Below are 17,444 nucleotides of genomic sequence, written 5' to 3'. Positions count from 1 at the left end.
TGCCACAGTCGCGGTGCCGGAGTCTCGCGGGTATCCCGTTCACGCCGGTCGTGACCCGGGCCGACGTTTTGCGGGACAGCTTTTGCCCAGGGGGCTGTGGGCGCCGTCGGCGCCGAGATCTTGGTGCGGCCGACTCTGCCGCGAGGTCAGGGGAGTGATCGGAGGTGTCAACTGCCCGGCGGCACCGGTGGTGGGCCGGAGATGTCCTGATTGTTTCGTCCGCCCCTGCTCAGGTGGGCAGGGACAGCCGGGCCCACACGGCTTTGCCGGATGCGCCTGTGGGCTTCCATCCCCAGTCGTCGCTGAGGGCGTTGACGATCGGTAGCCCGCGGTGATGTTCGGCCAGGGGAGCGGGTGGCATGAGACGCGGGCGCTGGTCGCTGGGGTCGTAGACGACGCAGAGCAGGGTGTGCGGGCGTCGGGTGAGGGCGAGCCATACGACGGGATCGCTCGCTCCGGGCGGGGGAGTACGGCAGCCGTGGCGCACTGCGTTGGCGACGAGTTCGGAGGCGACCTGCACGGCGTCTTCGCGTACCGCTTCGAGGCCCCAGCGGCCTAGGACGTCGGAGGTGAATCCTCTGGCGTTCCGGAGGCAGGACGTTGTTTCCCCGATCCGGTACGCGGCGAACGGGGGTGCCCCGAGGCTGAGGTGGGCGGTCAGGTCCTGTGGGCCGCGGCTCCTCCTGCCGGGGTCGCGGATCTGTGCGGTGCGCTGCTGGTTGTGCGTCTGCGGCATGGATGCCTCCCCTTCGCGAGCGTGTGCGGCACGCTCTCCGCATTTTGTCCCGCTACCTGGCGCCGCGATGCTCGTTCTGCATGTACGGCTGAAATTTCAGCACGCCCGGTCGCACGCATTTTCCCTTTCGGAGATGGGGAGTGATGGTGGCGGGGCGGATACAGAAACTGGAGTGAGCGCGATGAAGCAGGTCAACGGCGTGAGTGCGGAAGCGATCCTGGGCGCGGTGTGGCACAAGAGCGTCCGGAGCAATGCCGGAGGGAACTGTGTAGAAGTAGCCCGTCTGGAGGGGGGAGAAATCGCGATGAGGAACTCCCGTTTCCCTGCGGGGCCCGCCCTGGTCTACACACCTGCGGAGATGCAGGCGTTTCTGCTCGGCGTGAAGGACGGTGATTTCGACTTCGCCCTTTAGCCGGGGCGTCAAGTAATGGCCAATGGGTGATTCCCCGGGGCCGACACTGCCATACTGGCGCCCCAGTGATCGGTGCCCGGGGAGGTATCGCCATGACCGGCCAGCACGCGGAGACCCTTTCCATACGCGGATTCGCACCGCGCCCTCACCTGGGCGCGGCGGCTCATCGCAGAGCCCTTGGCGAACACCTCAGGCGGTGTCGCATCAGCGCCAACCTCACCGGAAAGTACGCGGCCAGGCAGATCGGTACGTCGGCCCCGACGGTGAGCAGGCTGGAGAGGGGCGAGCGCACGGAACACGCGGGCCGTCATGCCACCGCACTGCTCGGGCTGTGCGGGATCACCGATCAGCGGGAGTTCTCCCATGCGCTGTCCATCGCGGCGCAGGGAGAGCGCCCTGACGTCTGGGAGCCGTTCGGCGGCTCCATCGCCCGCTGGGTGCAGCCGCTGCTCGCACTGGAGCCGGCGGCGCAGCGGATCATGTCCTACGAACCGCAGCTGGTTCCGGGCTGGTTGCAGACACCCGAGTACGCCCAGCTGGTGATGCGTGCCGGCTTCCCCGACGCGTCGCAGAGGGAGATCGAGGATCGCGCCGCGGCCCGGGTCACCAGGCTGAAGATGTTCCTGCGTGATCAGGACCCGCCCGCGCTGGTGGCCGTCATGGACGAGGATGTGCTGCGGCGCCCGGTAGGCAGCCCCGGAGTGATGTACCGGCAGATCGAGCACCTGGTCACTCTGCTCAAGAGCGACCTGCGGCACCGCATCGGTCTGCACATCGCCCCGTTGTCCATGGGGATGACCGGGGCCGTGGGACACCCGATCGTGCATCTGCGGTTCGCCGACACGCTGTTGTCCGACTTCGTCTACCTCGAGCAGAGCGAGAGCGCCCGGTGCGTCGAGGGCGAGGGGGAGGCCGAGCGCTACCAGTCGCGGATCTTCAGCCTCTCCTGCATGTCCTACCCCGCCGAGCAGACCCTCACCCAGCTCGAGGACCGGCTCGACGAGCTGGCCGTCACCCGGTCCTGAACACCCTCGGGGAGGTCAACGGACCACCCCTGCCCCGCCGAACTCCTCCCACTCGAAACTGCTCTGCGGCGGGGCATCCGCGGTGGCGGCCGGCCGCCACCGGGAAACTTCCACGAGTCCGGGCTGCAGAACGTCGATCTCGTTCTCTCGGAAGTACGCGTCGACGTCTGCCCGCGTCCTCACTCGGCCCCAGTTCCCATGGGTCTCGCGGTCCATGAACTCCGAGACCCCGTCACGGATCTCCGGGCTTTCGCTGACCAGCTGGCAGATGACCATGATGCTGCCGCTCGCCAGTCGGCTCTTCACCCTGCGGATGAGTTCCAGCGGCTGGTCCCGGTCGGGGATGCAGTGCAGGACCGAGACGAACAGGGCGGCGACCGGCTCTCTGAAGTCGATCAGCCGCGTCACCGGCTCGCTCGCGAAGATCGCCTCTGTGTCCCGCATATCGGCCTGCAGCACCGCGGTCCGCTCATTGGTTCCCAGCAAGGCGCCGCCCACGGTCCGCACGATCGGATCGGTATCGACGTACACGACCCGCGAGGCGGGCGTGACGCGCTGCGCGATCTCGTGCACATTGTCCTGCGTGGGGAGACCGGACCCGTGATCGATGAACTGGCGGATGCCGTAGTCCTTGGCGATGACACGCACCACCCGCCGCAGGAACGCGCGATTGTTCAGCGCGAGCACCTTCATGCTCGGTACCTGACGTAAGAGGTCGTCGCACGCGTCACGGTCGGCCGCGAAGTTGTCCTTGCCGTCCAGTAGGTGGTCGTACATCCGAGCGACGCTCGGTGTCCGCACATCCGCCCCGTACGGAAGTCGGTTCTCAGCCTGCATCGCATCCCCTGGATGACTGCGCGGCGCACCCCGGTCGGCGCGCCCGGAAGGGGAAAGCGTAGTGAAATTTCAGCGGTGGCACGAGACCACGAAGGGCTGACGAAGGTGCTCGCCCAGCGTGCGGGTGCACGGAGGAGCAGTGAACGGCGCGTGTTTCAGGCTCCGGTGCACCGCCGCGGCGGCGCACCGCAGGAACAGGGTCCGGGGCCGTCGTCCCCGGCGGTGTGCAGGGCCACGAGGAACTCTCCGTGCGTCAGCCCCATGAGCTCCGCCGCCCTGGTGGTCTCCATCCGCAGGTGGCCACGCAGCACGAACGCATCACTGACCCAGCGTCGGCGGCAGGAACACGGCGCACCGGTGGCCCCGGCGATGTGATCCACGCTCTCCGAGAGCAACCGCCAGGCGACCGCGGCCGGATGCGAGCAGCCCAGGGTTATGGACCAGCGCACCGCGAGCGCGGTGAGCATGTCCTCGACCGCCTGCTCGGCGGCACCGTCCGCCCCGAGTCTCGCCGTGGCATACGCGAGATATCCCTCCCGGTACAGGGCACGGAACGCGTGGAAGGCGACCAGAGCGGTCCTGCCGTCCGCGACCCGGACCGGCGTGCTGCCGAGTCGTCGAGAATGAGGTAACCGTGTTGCCGTCATGTCGGCTGCACCGCCGTCAAGTTGTCGGATCAGTGATCAGGTCAGTGCCACGCGGGTCGTCCGCCATGAGGACGCTGTAGTGAATCGCCTCCCACAACGGTTTGAAGTCCGCTGCCTGACCGCCCAGCGCGGTGACGATGGCGCCGAGGATCTCCCACTCCGGCACCGCCTCCCCGTCCAGGACCTGGGCGACGAGCCACACAGGCACCCGCCCGTTGCTGCGCCGGTGGATCTGTTCGGGAGAAGGCCGGGCCGCGGCCAGATGCAGCCCGCGGAGCGCCGCCTTCAGCGAGGCGATGTACTCGGTCACCGTCTGTCGGGCCTGCTTCGTGATGCCGTGGGCGACCTCGCACAGCAGACGCAGCTCCCGCGGTTCCTGGCCCAGGATCGTGCACAGGTGGCACACCAGGTCCCAGGACGGCAGCCGTTCCCCCGACAGGACCCGGGAGATGAACGAAGGGGAGAGCATGGTGAGGTCGGCGATCCTGCGGATGCTGAACCCGCTCTCCCGCTGTGCCTGTGACAGGGCTGCGGCCAGACGCAGGCGGGCGGTCACCGGGGCTCCCGGTCCCGGTTCAGCGGTGGGGTTCATGGCCATGCCCTGCTGGAGGGAGGCCACCGTGCGCGGGGCGGGGAGGGGTGCGGCGCGTTGCGCGAGTGCCCGGTGATCCAGCTGCCGCCGGACACGGTCCGCGTGCCATTTCGACCGGGCTGTCTCCGCCGTCACATTCACCGCTCGGCCGACGTCGTCCCACCGTGCTCCCCGGGCCCGGCTGGCCCGCACCTCCGCCGCGAGGAAACAGTCGATCTCGGTCTGCACCGCCCGGGCACGCTGCACGAGTTCACTCAGGCCCTCACCCGCGTAGGTGGCTTCCAGCAACGCGCCTGTCAGTCTGTGCAGTTCCGCGGCGATCTCCTGGCCGAGCGACTGCCTGTCCTCCCCTGCCGACGGCCGTTCGCGCTCCCTGCGGCGCTGAGCCTGGCGCCGGTGGCCTGCGTCGCAGTAGGCGCGCCGGCGCCCGGGGCCGTTCGGTTCGGGCAACGCGGCGCCGCAGAAGCCACAGGTCCGCTTCGCGTCGTCTCCCACCATGTCATTCCTCCTCGCACTGCCCCTGCCGTCTCCCCGGCATCACCGGGGAGACGGCTATGTGGATCCGATTACTCCACGGTGAAGCGGGGCGTATTCCGGTTCGCGAAACGGGTGTCACGCACCCTCGACCCCATGCGCGCGCGGCTTTTGACACGGCGATCAGTCCACGCGGGGCCCACAGCAGGGAGGATCGCGAGCCCCGGCACGCCCATACGGCCGCTCCCGCAGCACCCATACCGCACACCCTCGCCCGGGCGCGGGCCCGCAGGGCCCATGGAGAGGCCCAACAGCGCGAATGCGCCGACGGGATGGACCGTGACAGCGCAGGCACGGGGCCGTGCGAAACGCACCCTCCCGCCGCTACCGTCATCATCACTCCATGACGCTGCGGCGCCTCGGATCGCATATCGAAAAGGCATGAGGTACCCCCCAAGGGATCTTGTGCCGGTCGGAATGCTGAAAAGGGGGCTTGGTTCCCAGGTTCGCAGGCTCGGCCCAGGCCCCCTCCAAGACGGGACACTAGCCGGGACGAACACGCCGTCGCCACGCACTCATGCCGTAATCCGATATGTGTACCCGGAACGGGACACGAAAAGCGGATCAGGCAGCGATTCCGAACACACAGCCGCCTTCTAGAATGTAAGGCGTGATCGAAATCGAAAAGAACTGACCATCTCCTTTCTGTCTCGATCGGATTCATCTTGATCATGACGGCCGGTCAGTAAGCGACCGGCCTCTGGAATTTCGCCTCACCGACACTTCGCTGCCAAGATCTGCTCCAGGATTCACCCGCGTGTGCGGTCGGCGGGACGGCGATCGCGAAGCCCTCGGGCGGCGAGGAGACTGCCTCGGGGGGCTTCTCGCTTCCGCCCTGTGTTCACGAGGCTCTGCACCCCGGATGCTGTCCACCACGAGCGCCGACCGAGGGAGCCCCAGTGAACTGCCCATCGTGCGGAGCCGGCGCGACCCAGGGAAGCGACGGGTCCTGGATGTGCAACAACCAGTGCGGCTGGGCGTCCGGGATTATGCCGACGCTCTCAGCGGTACGCTCCGTTCCATGGCAGAGCAGAAACCCCCGGCGGCCTACCGGCCACCAGAGATCACCTACATCGGGTGCGCCCAGTGCGGCACCCAGATCGCAGGACTCGACGGCAGGTACGCCTGCGCCGGGTGCGGCTGGGTGAACGACTGGTCCGAAGGGCACACACCTCTCGCCGACAACTGAGCACCCCGCTGCTTGCTCAGGCCGACCGCGTTCGGTGGGGGTGGCCCGGTGGAGGCCGTCCGGGCGGCGCCACGGCGCACGTCGTGCACACGGTCGGAGGGCGGGCCCCCCCGGGCCGCCGCGGATTCCGCGCGGCGGCAGCAGGCCGTCCGACCGCCACATCTCACAGGATCGCGTTACTGGCTCAAAGCGTTTCGGGTCCCCGTGAAACCTGCTGTTAACATAAATTTACCTGTCGGAAATCCCACACGGGTGGTCGATGATCCGGCGTGAATCCACTGCATGTATAGGGCAATAGTCACCCGAGGTAACTTTCTTCGAGTGGACCGAGGTTCGCATGTGTGGAATCACCGGCTGGGTCTCCTACCGGCGTGATCTGACGGAACATCGACGCGATCTTGACGCCATGACAGAGACCATGTCGTGCCGTGGCCCCGACGCCGCGGGTGTATGGCTGGCGCCTCACGCCGCCCTGGGGCATCGGCGACTCGCTGTGATCGACCTGCCGGGCGGCGCGCAACCGATGACCGTGGAGACCCCCGACGGGCCGGTCGGCATGGTCTACTCCGGTGAGGCGTACAACTTCAACGAGCTGCGAGCGGAACTGCGCCGCGCCGGACAGCGGTTCGACACCGGTTCCGACACCGAAGTGGTGCTGCGCGGTTACATCGTGTGGGGCGAGAAGCTCGTGGAACACCTCAACGGCATGTACGCCTTCGCGATCTGGGACGCCCGCACCGAGCGCCTGGTGATGATCCGCGACCGGATGGGCATCAAGCCGTTCTACTACTACGAGACCGAAGACGGCGTCATCTTCGGCTCGGAGCCCAAGGCGATCCTCGCCAACCCCCACGTGGCCCCCGTCGTCGGCCTCGACGGACTGCGCGAGCTCTTCGCCGGGGCCAAGACCCCCGGCGCGGCTGTGTGGGAAGGCATGCGCGAGGTGCGGCCGGGCGAGATCATCATCCTCGACCGCGGCGGGATGCGCCACCGCACCTACTGGCAGCTGCGTTCCGAGCCGCACACCGACAGCAAGGAAGCGACGGTCGCGCACGTCCGCGAATTACTCGACGACATCGTCCAGCGCCAGCTCGTCGCCGACGTGCCCCGCTGCACGCTGCTGTCCGGCGGGCTGGATTCCTCCGCGCTCACCTCTCTGTCGCAGATCCACCTCGCGCCCCAGGGTGAGACGGTGCGCAGCTTCGCCGTCGACTTCCCCGACCAGGACAAGCACTTCCAGGCCATCGACGTCTCGCCCACTCAGGACACCCCCTATGTCCACGCCGTCGCCGAATACGTGGGCTGCGACCACAAGGACATCATCCTGGACGGGGCGGCGCTGTCCGCCCCGGAGGTCCGCCGCGCAGCCGTCGGAGCCCGCGACCTGCCGATCGGCATCGGCGACCGTGACAACTCCCTCTATCTGCTCTTCGCCGCAGTCCGCCGCCACTCCACCGTCGCGCTGTCCGGCGAGTCCGCGGACGAAGTGTTCGGCGGCTACCCGTGGTTCCACGACGAGCGGCAGTACGCCGAAACCTTCCCGTGGCTTGCGGGTCAGCACTCACTGGTCGAGTCCGGCGGCCAGATCAGCGAGGACCTCAAGCCCGCTCTCGGCCTCGGCGACTACATCGACGAGAGCTACCGCACGGCCGTCGCGGAGACCCCCGTGCTCGACGGTGAGACCGGCCTGGATCAGCGTATGCGGGTGGTCAGCCACCTCCATCTGACCCGCATGGTGCAGATCCTGCTCGACCGCAAGGACCGCATGAGCATGGCCGTGGGACTGGAGGTCCGCGTCCCGTTCTGCGACCACCGTCTCGTGCAGTACGTCTTCAACGCCCCGTGGTCCCTGAAGACCTTCGACGGCCGTGAGAAGAGCCTGCTGCGCGCCGCCACTCGGGATGTCCTGCCCGCGTCGGTCGCCGACCGCAAGAAGAGCGGCTACCCGGGCACGTTCGACCCCGCGTATGTCATGGCCATTCAGTCCCAGGCTGCCGACCTGCTGCGAACCGGGCATCCGGCGGTTCAACTGGTCAACCATGAGGGCCTGACCGAGGCCACCACCCGGCCCGCCGCCGACCTGAGCCAGCGACAGCGGATGCTGCTGGAGCGCACGCTCGACCTGGGGGCGTGGTTCGACATCCACCACCCGACGGTCAGGGTCTGATCCCGACGGGGAGCGGGCTTCGGCCCACTTCTCGGCCCTGAGCCGGACCTGGTGTCATCAGGCTTTCGGCCGACCCGGTTCCGGAGCGTGTCAGAGGGCGTTCGACATAGGCGAGTTCTCGTTTCGTCCTCATACTGCAACGGCGTTTTCCGTGGCGGGTGGGCAGGCCGATCGCCACCCGCCCGACAACGCGGTGCGGGCGCAATCGCCACCCGAGCACCGCCAGGGAACCTGATGCAGCTCCGCGGCCACCCTCTTGGAGTGCGCGGCCGGGCGGGTTTGATGATCAAGTGTGTATACGGCGTGGGTCCGGTGCGCAGCGAAGGGATCATGAAGCTTTACCTGGCCGTACCTGTCGTGCTGGTGGCGCTGCTCATCGCCGCCTCGGGCGTGGCGGCGCTCACCCGCGGCTGGGTGCTTGCCTCGAACCGGTCGCCGGTCCGACGGCCGAGGCTCTCCGGCTGGGGCCAGTTGGCGGTCGCCTTCGCCCTGTGCCGGCAGAAGCTCTTCCTGCTGGCGCTCGACGGCACCGGCCCCCGCCAGTGGGGCCCTGACCGGCAGCGTGCTTCTGATGAGCGGTCTGGTCCTGATGATGGTGAGTCGGCGCAAGGGTGGTAATCGGCAGGAGTGGGGCACGCCCTGACGCGCCGCTTCCTGCCCTGCCACCGGTGGCCCGCGCTCAGCACGTGCTTCGATAGGGGAGGCCGGGCAGGTATGCCTTCCATGCCTCGGGGGAGAGCCCGGAGCCGGTACGGGCACAGACCTGGTGAGCCACCCGCGTAGGCGCGATGTCGTACTTCCGGAGCCGTACGTGGACGCCGGCGACGTACAACGCGGTGCCCTCCCGATCGAAGGCCAGTGTGTGGGGGCGGTCGCCAGAGGTGGGGAGGGGGGAACCGAGAGGGCGGCTGGAGGCCACGTCCCAGAGCTGGATGGTCCCCCCGCTCCCCGCGACAGCCAGGGTGACGCCGTCCGGGGAGAAGGCGAGCGCGGTCACGGACTCGTCGGGACCCGTACCGGCCACACCCAGGCGGTTGCGCACCTCGCCGTCCCACACAGTGACGTGTCCCTGCGCGTTACCGGCCGCGAAGCGCGCTCCGTCCGGGCTGAAGGCCAGTACGTCGGACATGCCGTCGCCGAGGGCGCGGTACCGCGTCCGTCCTGTACGGAGGTCGGCCACCTGGTCCTGCCCGGTGACGAGGACGCGCTGGTCGTCGCGCACGGCGATGCCCCCTGCCGCAACGTTGTTCAGCGTCCTTCGGCGCTTGTTCCGCTGAATGTCCCAGACCTCCAGGACCTGCCGCGTGGTGGTCCGGGAGACGTACAGGGTGCGGCCGTCGGGGCTCAGGGCCAGTCCGTCGACGCCGGTCATTCCGTCGCGGTCGGGGCGGATGGTGACGCTCGCGCGTCTGCGGTGTTCTGATACGTCCCAGACCGTGATGCGCCGCCCGGCAGGAGTGTCCGAGAGCGTGCTGCCCCGAACGTACGCGAAGGACAGGCCGTCGGCGCTCAGCGCCATCAGGTCGAGGCAGTCGGCATCCTGTGACGCGGCCGGCGGTTCCCCACCGTCGGTCGTGGCTGTCTCCTCGTCGGCCACCAGCTCCGAGGACGAGTCGGTCTCCGGATCGGGGCCGGCTGTCTCTGCGGGACACGGCTTGTCCGGCACGGTCAGTACGGCCTTGCCGGTTCGGGTGTCCCAGAGGCGCACACCACCGTCGCCCTTGTCGTCCGTCACGGCACGCAGGGTGGCCAACGTCCGCCCGTTACGGGACAGCAGGGCGCCGTCCACGGCGTGCCGGCGCCAGCGGGACGTGGTCGCCGAGCCCAGCGCCAGGGATCGGACGGCCGTGCGCGAGCCGTCGAGATATCGGAGCTCGGCCGCGGCGAAATCGACCTCGTAGCCGTCGGCAGCCTCGCTGCCCAGGGTGTGGCGGAACACGGGGGCGGCATCCGGTGACGCGAGGCGCCACACGAGGACCTGGCCTTCCTCGTCGATCGCCGCCACGAACGCGCCGTCCGGGCTGAACCGCACGTCGGCCGCCGTCTTCATGCCCAGTTGGGCGAGGTCACGCCCCGAGGCGATGTCGCGGATACGGACTCGGGTGGGAGAACCGAGCGCGATGGTGGTGCCGTCCGGCGAGAAGGCGAGCCGGGCCCGGGAGCAGAAGTCCCGCCCGTACGTGGCCGTCCAGGGCAGGTCCAGTGGGCGGCGGTGGGCGGTATCCCAGATCTGGAGGCGGTGTTGGGTACCGCACGCCGCCAGTCGACGCCCGTCGGTGCTGATGGCCGCGTCCGACGTCTCGCCCCCCGGTACGCGCAGCCGCAGCCGCTGACTCGGTACATCCCATACCTGCACCTCGTTCACGGACCGGACCACCAGGCTGCGTCCGTCACCGCTGAAGGCGAACGGCTCCGGCAGCTCCGCGCGCAGGTGCGCCGTCACTCGTCCGGTGCGGATGTCCCACAACGCCACGGAGTTCTCCCCGCGCAGCGCCATCGTCCGACCGTCCGGGCTGATCACGTCGTCGTCCGGGCCGGACAGCTGCTCGCCGGGCCCGGGATAGGTACGGGTGAGGCGGTGGGTGCGCAGGTCCCAGAAGCGGACGTGGTCACGGGAGGCCGAAACCAGCGTCCGTCCGCCGCCGGTGAGGCGGCGGACGGTGGAGCGGGCGTCGCGTTCCGGGACCCTGAAGACATCCTGTTCATGGCTGTTCAGTGCGGACAGCACGGCAGAACGGGTTTCCACGGTGTGAGCGAGCCGCCAGGACGCAACGCTCAGCCGGGCCGCGGTCACCGGATCGGTGGCGCGCATGCTGTCAGCCACCGCCGCGATCCGGCGTGCCTCGGACTCCCGGTGGCGGCGGTCACTGGTGCGCGACTGCTGCCAGGCCGTGAGGCCCGCGACAAGAGCGAGAGAGAGGAGAGCGGCGAGGGTGGTCAGCAGGGTGCGGCGGCGGCGGAGTTCCCTGGTGCGGGTGGTACGGCCCGCGGTCAGGAACGCCTGTTCCACAGGGGTCAGGGGCTGATCCGCAAGGTGTTCCTCCGCCGTTGCCAGGCGGGTGCCCCTGTAGAGGGCCCCCGGATCGTGGTCCAAGTCCTCCCAGGCGCGGGCTGCCTCGGTCAGACGGCGATGGGTGCGCAGACGCTCGCGGGTCTCCTCGACCCATGCGTGCAGGCGGGGCCAGGACGTGATGAGGGCCTCGTGGGCCAGGTCGACCGTATCGTCGTCGAGGGTGAGGAGGCGGGCCTGGGCCAGGCGGTCGAGGACCGGAGCGACTGTGTCGGCGGGGGCGAAGTCCAGTTCCGTACGCCCCACCGGGCGGCGGGTGTCCGGGGAACCGTCTCCAGGGGTGATCAAGCGCAGCAGCACCAGCCGGGCCAGCTCCGCGTCATCGGCGGAGAACCGGGCGTACACCTCCTCCGCGGTCTTCGCGATCGCGCCGTGCACCCCGCCTGCCGCGGTGTACGCCTCCATCGTCAGCGCACGGCCGCGGCGGCGACGCCATGTCTCACGCAGGCAGTGGGAGAGCAGCGGGAGACCACCCGGTTCGCGGTGCACCTCCTCGACGAGACGCGCGGTCAGCTCACGTTCGACGATCAGCCCCGCGCTCTGGGCCGGTCTGACGACAGCCTCGCGCAGCTCGGCCGGGCTCATCGGCCCGACCAGCAGGTTCGTGTCACGCAGAGCGTCCGTGAGGCCCCGGTGCTCGGCACACCGGCCGTAGAAGTCGGCCCGTACAGCGATCACGACGCGCAGCCGGCTGTCCGGCTGCCGGGCGGCGAGCAGGGCCTCGATGAATTCCGCGCGCTCGGCGGACTCCCCGCACAGGGTGAAGACCTCCTCGAACTGGTCCACGACAAGAACGGTGTCGCCAGGGGCGTCCTTGGGCCGCAGCGCCTGCTCATGGGTGTGCAGCGGATGCTCGCCCGGAGTCAGGACGCGGATCGCGGCGAGGGAGCCGGACTCGGCACGCAGGGCGGGGATCAGCCCTGCCCGCAACAGGGAGGACTTACCGCTGCCGGAAGGCCCGAATACCGCGGCGAAGCGGTGAGCGAGGACCAGTCCGCGTACATCCTCCACGAGTGCGGCGCGGCCGAAGAACCGCTCGTGATCGCCCGGTTCGAAACGGGCGAGGCCCTGGTACGGCGACGGGACGTCCTCGTCCCTGTGGACCACCAGGTCCTGAGCCACCTCCCGCCAGCGCCGCTCCCATTCCTGAGGGTCGCCTCCGCATGCCGCCGCATAGGCCAGCGTGACAGCCAGCGAGGGCAGCTGTTCTCCTGCTGCGGCCTGCGAGAGCGAGGTGACCGAGTAGTGGGCGCGGCGCGCCATTTCCCGATAGGTGAGACCGCCCGCCTCCTGCCGCAGCGTTCGCAATTCGTTCGCGAACCGTTGCACCGGCCCCGCGGCCGGATCCACCGGTGTCTCACGACGCCCCATTGCGCTGGTCTCCTTCGATTCCCCCGTCGTACCCCGACGATCACCACCGTAGGAAGGTGCGACGGAACCGGGCAAGGGCCGATCCGGCCTCCCCAACTGGGCGATCGCGTTTGTTCGGTGTGGCTGAGGGGCCTGCTGAACAACGTTGCGGGCGGCTGAACTGTTCGACGTCGGCCCGATCCGCCGGGCCGGCGCGGCACTGTCCCGCAGCGCCGCCGTTCCGAGGCCGCGGGCCGTTCCCGCGTCGTCTCACCACCCTGGGAAGGAACCTCCAAAATGAATCTCCGGATGGCCCTCACAGTCCCGATCGTCGTCCTTGCGCTGGGCTCCGGCGTCGCCGTGGCGAATCCCGTGGCAGCCGCCCCTGCGGGGAACGTCTCGGCACAAGCCGGTTGGCACACGATCTGGGGCAACTCCTGGGTCCCCGCGCAGGCCGGCGGCAAGTGGAAGTCCGGGTCCTACAAGTCGCCGAGCAGCGCCACCCGCGCCGTCCTGCGGTGCTACAACACGAACGCCTCCATGAAGGTACGGATCTTCGAGTCGATGGGCGGGGGCAAACTGCGGAAGGTCGCGGACAGCGGCTGGAAGCGGTGCAACCCCAACGGATCGGTCATCGCCAAGGGGAGGGTCAGCAACACCCGCCACGCGCTCAAGGTCCGCCTCGACGGTCACCAGGGCGCCTTCGTCCGCGCGGAGAAGTGGTCCTGAGCCCACGCGTGGCCTTCGTCCGGATCAGGCCGGGTCAGGCCGGGTCAGTCGGTTCAGACACCGGGACACCCGAGCCCGGCATGACCCGAACGAGAGCTCCGGGGTGCACTGCCCCGTGAGGTCGGGGACGCCGGCAGGTGGCCGGCCCGAGGTCGCACGCCATCGGGACTCCGTCCACCCTCTGTGACGCCGAACCGGTCACGCCCACGGTGATGTCAGCGCCGCTCGGTCACACCTCCGAGCGGCGCCGGCCTCGCCACGGAGCCCGGAACACCCCCGCCCTGAGGCGGGGGTGTTCGCCTTGCGCTCAGTCGTCCGGCATTCCCGCAGCCGATGTCGCGCCGGTCTCAGACTCCGCCACCGAGTCCTGCACCGCCGTCACCGTTGATGTCGCCCGAGCCGCCGCCGTCCATGTCGACGAACGCGAACACGGCGGCCGCGATCGCCCCGATCGTGAGGTAGACGCACAGGGTCAGCCAGGCTGTGCCCCAGGTCAGGAGAGCGATGGTGGCGTCGGCGGCGGCCAGCCCGGCAGCAAGCAGAAGAAGCCCGGCACGATCGCTCATGGTTCTCCTCCAGCATGGTGCGGTGTCCGGTGTGTGCCCGTACGGCGCGGCCGGAACACCTCCGTCCGCCGTGGGATGCCGAACGCACCCGTGCGGCCACTCCCGAACGAGCGTGCGAGATACATCCACCCGTGCGTCGCGCGGAGTTGGCGACGCGCGGGTGTGGCCGAAACTCTCCTGCTCCCGCCCTGCGGTCTCGATCGGCTTCCGGCCGCCCGGACGGTTCGGGACGGCACCGACGGACCGGGCGACAGGCGACAACCGCGTATCCCGCCTCCGGCAGCCCGGTGATGCCGTCGGGGAGACGCAGCCTTCCGTCCCTGAGGAGCACCGGCTTCAACCGGTGCGGTGCGCCCGTCGGATACGGCGTTGCTCCGCGCACTCATCCGGGTGGAGGACAACCGGGCTCAGGGCATCGGTGGGCACGGGGCTGTTGTTGTGCGGCCGGTACATCTCCAGGGTGCGGTGGACAACACCACCGCACGCGGCTTCCAGATCCTCTGCGCCCCGGCCCGCGACGTGCGGCTGCTTGTCAGGAGGAAGCGGTCACCCGGGAGCAGCGCCGGATGGCGGTGTGAGATCCGGATGTTCCGCACCGGAGTGCGCTCCTGGCCGGTGCCGCTCCACCGGACTCGGCGGAGCGTTCGGCGGTCACACCACGATGCAGGTCATGGCCGCCCACAGCAGGGGCGAGTGCTCGATCCGGCCACCGGCGCGCCACTGGTCGAGTTGCTCGCGCTGCCAGCGTCCGAGCCGCTCCACGGGATCGCGGTCCTCGTGGGCGGTGTCGACGGCGATGATCGCCTCGGACAGCGGTCGTACGGACTCGGGCAGGCCGGCCAGCCGATGGAAGGCGAAGCTCGTCGGCAGCACCCACCGGGTGGCGGTGACCAGCTCGGCACCGTTGTGGATCATCGCGGTCGCCAGGCCGAACGACTCGGCGAAGCGGAGATCCCCGCCGCTCTCGCAGCCGATCAGGGCGACACGCGGCGGCGCGGGCCAGCTCCGGGCGCCCGGCTCCCCGTCGGCGCGCAGAGGAAGAGTGCCCAGCAGGAGGTCCTTGGCCGACAGTGGCCGGTGGGTGCGGACCGGCTCGGCCAGGCCGACGGTTCCGTGATCGCAGCACAGATGGAGCGTGCCGTCCTCGCTCTGCCCGCCCTCGACCGGCGCGCCGCTCACATGCCCGACGTACATGAGTCTGCGTGCCCCCCTGCGCAGTACGGCACTCAGCCAGTCCCGGTCCAGGTCGGTGCGGCGGAAGGCCTCCGCCGGGGTGGCGACGGACGGCGCGACGGCGCCCGCGTCGAGACGGCTCCGGACGAGCGACAACAGCTCCGGATCCGAGCCGGGCGGTCCCAGGACCGAGCCGAGCGCGGAGTCGGCCCGGAATCCGGGGACCCGGGGATCGAGGACGAGTACGACCGTGTCGGCGTCGGTGTGCGCGGCGGTGTCCACATCCGGTTCAGGGCATGGGACGGGGTCCTGCCGTCGCAGCGACGCCGGCGCGGAGGTCACGACGTCCGCCAGATCGATGAGCCGGACGTCGCCGTCGTCGTCGACGGCGAGCAGCTCCCAGGGGACCTGGGCGACCCGGGGGGACGGCTGGATCCGCACCAGCGGACGGCCGGCACGCGCCGACACCTGGCGTATCTGCGCGGTCAGCCCCTCCGGCCACAGCGCCTCGGCCAGCACCCGTGCGAGCCGGCGCTCGGTCCGGTGATCGGCCAGCGCTCCCGAAGCGAACGCGTGCCGTATCCCCTCCGTTCCGCCGCCCGGTCCCGGCAGCGCGGCGGCCAGTTCACCCACCGCGCGGTCGACTTCGTCACCGGGCCCGCGGCCGGTGCCGAAGCCACGTGCCCCGCCGGCCCATGTCCAGGTCATGAACAGGTCACCGGCGTCGGCCAGCCGGATCTGGACCACCGGACGGCTCGTCAGGTCGTCGGTGATCCAGAACGGCACCTCTTCCTCGTTCACGATCCGTCGGCGGTAGCGGAATTCGGCCGCCGCGATGTACTCCTGGAGCGCGACGCGGCCTGATTCCGACGACATCCGTACCTTCGGCGGCGGCGCGACGCGCAGGCCGGCCGAGGCAGCGGCCTCCGCCGCCACACCTCCGAGCCCCATCGGGCGGTCGCCGTGCCCGTACGCCTTCATGGCCGCACTCGGGAAGGTCGGGACGGCGTCGGCGGGGGACCCGGAGGGTGAGGCGTGCGGCGCTGACTGCGGCGTACGGTTGAGTGCCAGGGAGGCGCCCGCGCAGCGGTGTTCCACCACTTCGAAGAGCAGCCCCTGATCCTGCCTGCGCACGACGAGCCGGAAGACCAACCGCATCGCTTCGTCGGCCAGTTGCAGCCACTGACTGCGCGCATGGGCGGTGACGAAGTCGTAGCGCGCCGCCTCCAGGGCCAGTGCGGCGGGGAGGGCGAGGGAGAGCGCGGTATCGATGGACTCCCTCTCGTGGTCGCCGTGGTCCGTGCGGTTCAGGTTGTCCTCGAGGGTTCTCGCGAGCATGAGGTCGACCTGTGCGCACCGCTCGTACACCTCCCGCGCCTGGTACACGTCGCGGGCCTCCTGGGCCAGCCGCTTCATCTCGGTGATGTCGCCCCGGTCATAGGCGTGCTGGGCGCCCAGCAGCATGGTGTCGGCGGCGGCGATCGAGGCGCCGAGCCGTTCGAACCGTGCCAGGCTCGCCGCCGTCAGATCGTCGGCGCGGGTGATCTCGCCGCGCTTGCCGGCGAGAAAGCCACGGGCCTGTTCACAGACCGCCAGATCGCCGAACCGCCGCTGCCGCTCGAAGAAGGCGGACGCCTCGGTGTACAGGCGTTCCGCGAGATCGAGGTCACCCCGGTGCATCGCGACGTACGCCCGGTGGGTGAGCAGCACCTGCTGCTCACCGAGGTCCCCCATCGCCCGGAAGCTGTCCTCCGCACGGGCGAAGTAGTCCTCGGCCGGGTCGAAGCGTCCGGTCGAGACGCAGATCAGGCCGAGGGCGGTCAGCAGCCGCGGGACGGTCTCCACCGCGGCCGGCGGCACGGTGGACAGCAGCGCCGAAGCCAGTTCCTCGGCCGCTCCCCACTCGCTCCGTTCGATCAGCAGGTGCACCCGGTTCAGGCCGAGTTCGGCGGCGCGCAGCCCCTCGGGATCGTCGAACTCGGGCAGCCTGGCCGCCGCTTCGTCGAGACATGCCAGTGCCTCGTCCAGGCGCCCGGTGCTGCGCAGCAGATCGGCCCGGGCGATCAGCGTCTTCAGCAGGACTTCGCACCACAACTGACGCCCGCGCGGCCCCATCGGCACGGACGCGATGCCGTCGAGCAGGCCGCGGGAGCGTTCGACGGCCTCCTGCGCCCCGGCCAGGTCCGTGGCGGTGAGCCGGACGCTCGCGAGGTCGGACAGCAGGTGTGCCCGCAGGAACCGGCTGTCGGGCGAGTCCTCGATGGACCCGGCCTCGGTGAGCAACTGCTCGTAGACAGCGCACGCGGCCGTGTGGTCAGCCGCCAGCTGATGCTGCTCGGCCAGCGCGAAGCCGCTGTCGAAGGGCTCTCCGTACAGCCTCGTCACCGCCTCGTCCTCCTCGACCTCGTCCGGCATCC

13 protein-coding genes are annotated in these 17,444 nt (G+C 69.8%); 6 read left to right on the top strand and 7 right to left on the bottom strand.

Translation table 11 applies throughout. From position 1 onward, the window contains the following. Positions 1 to 229: 229 nt before the first annotated feature. Entirely contained in the window at positions 230 to 736 is a 507-nt protein-coding gene (locus OG251_RS37930) for an ATP-binding protein (RefSeq protein ID WP_326681814.1), read from the bottom strand. 181 nt (positions 737 to 917) lie between these two features. Here OG251_RS37930 and OG251_RS37925 point away from each other — a divergent pair, with 181 nt between their 5' ends. Together OG251_RS37925 and OG251_RS37920 are read left to right on the top strand one after the other, a co-directional pair. Further along, complete coding sequence (locus OG251_RS37925; protein WP_326682759.1) at positions 918 to 1,148, top strand: DUF397 domain-containing protein; 231 nt, start codon at positions 918 to 920, stop codon at positions 1,146 to 1,148. Between the two features lie 92 nt (positions 1,149 to 1,240). Beyond that, the gene (locus OG251_RS37920; RefSeq protein ID WP_326681813.1) at positions 1,241 to 2,173 is read left to right on the top strand and encodes a helix-turn-helix domain-containing protein; all 933 of its coding nucleotides are present in this window, start codon (positions 1,241 to 1,243) and stop codon (positions 2,171 to 2,173) included. A gap of 15 nt (positions 2,174 to 2,188) precedes the next feature. Here OG251_RS37920 and OG251_RS37915 read toward each other — a convergent pair whose 3' ends face one another. The 3 genes from OG251_RS37915 to OG251_RS37905 form a co-directional block, all read right to left on the bottom strand. After that, on the bottom strand, positions 2,189 to 3,010 hold the full coding sequence (locus tag OG251_RS37915; RefSeq protein WP_326681812.1) for an SAM-dependent methyltransferase: 822 nt from the start codon (positions 3,008 to 3,010) through the stop codon (positions 2,189 to 2,191). 155 nt (positions 3,011 to 3,165) lie between these two features. Further along, complete coding sequence (locus OG251_RS37910) at positions 3,166 to 3,657, bottom strand: hypothetical protein (RefSeq protein ID WP_326681811.1); 492 nt, start codon at positions 3,655 to 3,657, stop codon at positions 3,166 to 3,168. A 16-nt stretch (positions 3,658 to 3,673) separates the two neighbouring features. After that, positions 3,674 to 4,747 (bottom strand): helix-turn-helix domain-containing protein, encoded by a 1,074-nt coding sequence (locus OG251_RS37905; protein ID WP_326681810.1) that lies wholly within the window; start codon positions 4,745 to 4,747, stop codon positions 3,674 to 3,676. Positions 4,748 to 5,804: 1,057 nt separating this feature from the next. Here OG251_RS37905 and OG251_RS37900 point away from each other — a divergent pair. The 3 genes from OG251_RS37900 (at position 5,805) to OG251_RS37890 (ending at position 8,757) form a co-directional block, all read left to right on the top strand. Next, positions 5,805 to 5,972 (top strand): hypothetical protein, encoded by a 168-nt coding sequence (locus OG251_RS37900; protein ID WP_326681809.1) that lies wholly within the window; start codon positions 5,805 to 5,807, stop codon positions 5,970 to 5,972. Between the two features lie 337 nt (positions 5,973 to 6,309). Next, positions 6,310 to 8,139 carry an asparagine synthase (glutamine-hydrolyzing) gene (gene asnB, locus OG251_RS37895; RefSeq protein WP_326681808.1) on the top strand — a complete coding sequence of 610 codons (1,830 nt, stop codon included), beginning with the start codon at positions 6,310 to 6,312 and terminating at the stop codon, positions 8,137 to 8,139. Between the two features lie 261 nt (positions 8,140 to 8,400). Next, on the top strand, positions 8,401 to 8,757 hold the full coding sequence (locus OG251_RS37890) for a hypothetical protein (protein WP_326681807.1): 357 nt from the start codon (positions 8,401 to 8,403) through the stop codon (positions 8,755 to 8,757). Between the two features lie 61 nt (positions 8,758 to 8,818). Here OG251_RS37890 and OG251_RS37885 read toward each other — a convergent pair whose 3' ends face one another. Further along, positions 8,819 to 12,580: an nSTAND1 domain-containing NTPase gene (locus OG251_RS37885; RefSeq protein ID WP_326681806.1), complete on the bottom strand. Its 3,762-nt coding sequence runs from the start codon at positions 12,578 to 12,580 to the stop codon at positions 8,819 to 8,821. Between the two features lie 276 nt (positions 12,581 to 12,856). On the opposite strand from OG251_RS37885, the gene OG251_RS37880 reads away from it, so the two are divergent. Beyond that, positions 12,857 to 13,288 (top strand): hypothetical protein, encoded by a 432-nt coding sequence (locus OG251_RS37880; RefSeq protein ID WP_326681805.1) that lies wholly within the window; start codon positions 12,857 to 12,859, stop codon positions 13,286 to 13,288. Positions 13,289 to 13,635: 347 nt separating this feature from the next. On the opposite strand, the gene OG251_RS37875 is transcribed toward OG251_RS37880, so the two are convergent. After that, positions 13,636 to 13,854, bottom strand: coding sequence for a hypothetical protein (locus tag OG251_RS37875; protein ID WP_326681804.1), 219 nt, complete (start codon positions 13,852 to 13,854; stop codon positions 13,636 to 13,638). 651 nt (positions 13,855 to 14,505) lie between these two features. After that, positions 14,506 to 17,442 (bottom strand): hypothetical protein, encoded by a 2,937-nt coding sequence (locus OG251_RS37870; RefSeq protein WP_326681803.1) that lies wholly within the window; start codon positions 17,440 to 17,442, stop codon positions 14,506 to 14,508. Positions 17,443 to 17,444 lie beyond the last annotated feature (2 nt).

Origin of the sequence: Streptomyces sp. NBC_01237 (assembly GCF_035917275.1) — a bacterium.
Taxonomy (GTDB): Bacteria; Actinomycetota; Actinomycetes; order Streptomycetales; family Streptomycetaceae; genus Streptomyces.
This window is presented reverse-complemented; position numbering and strand designations above follow the sequence as displayed.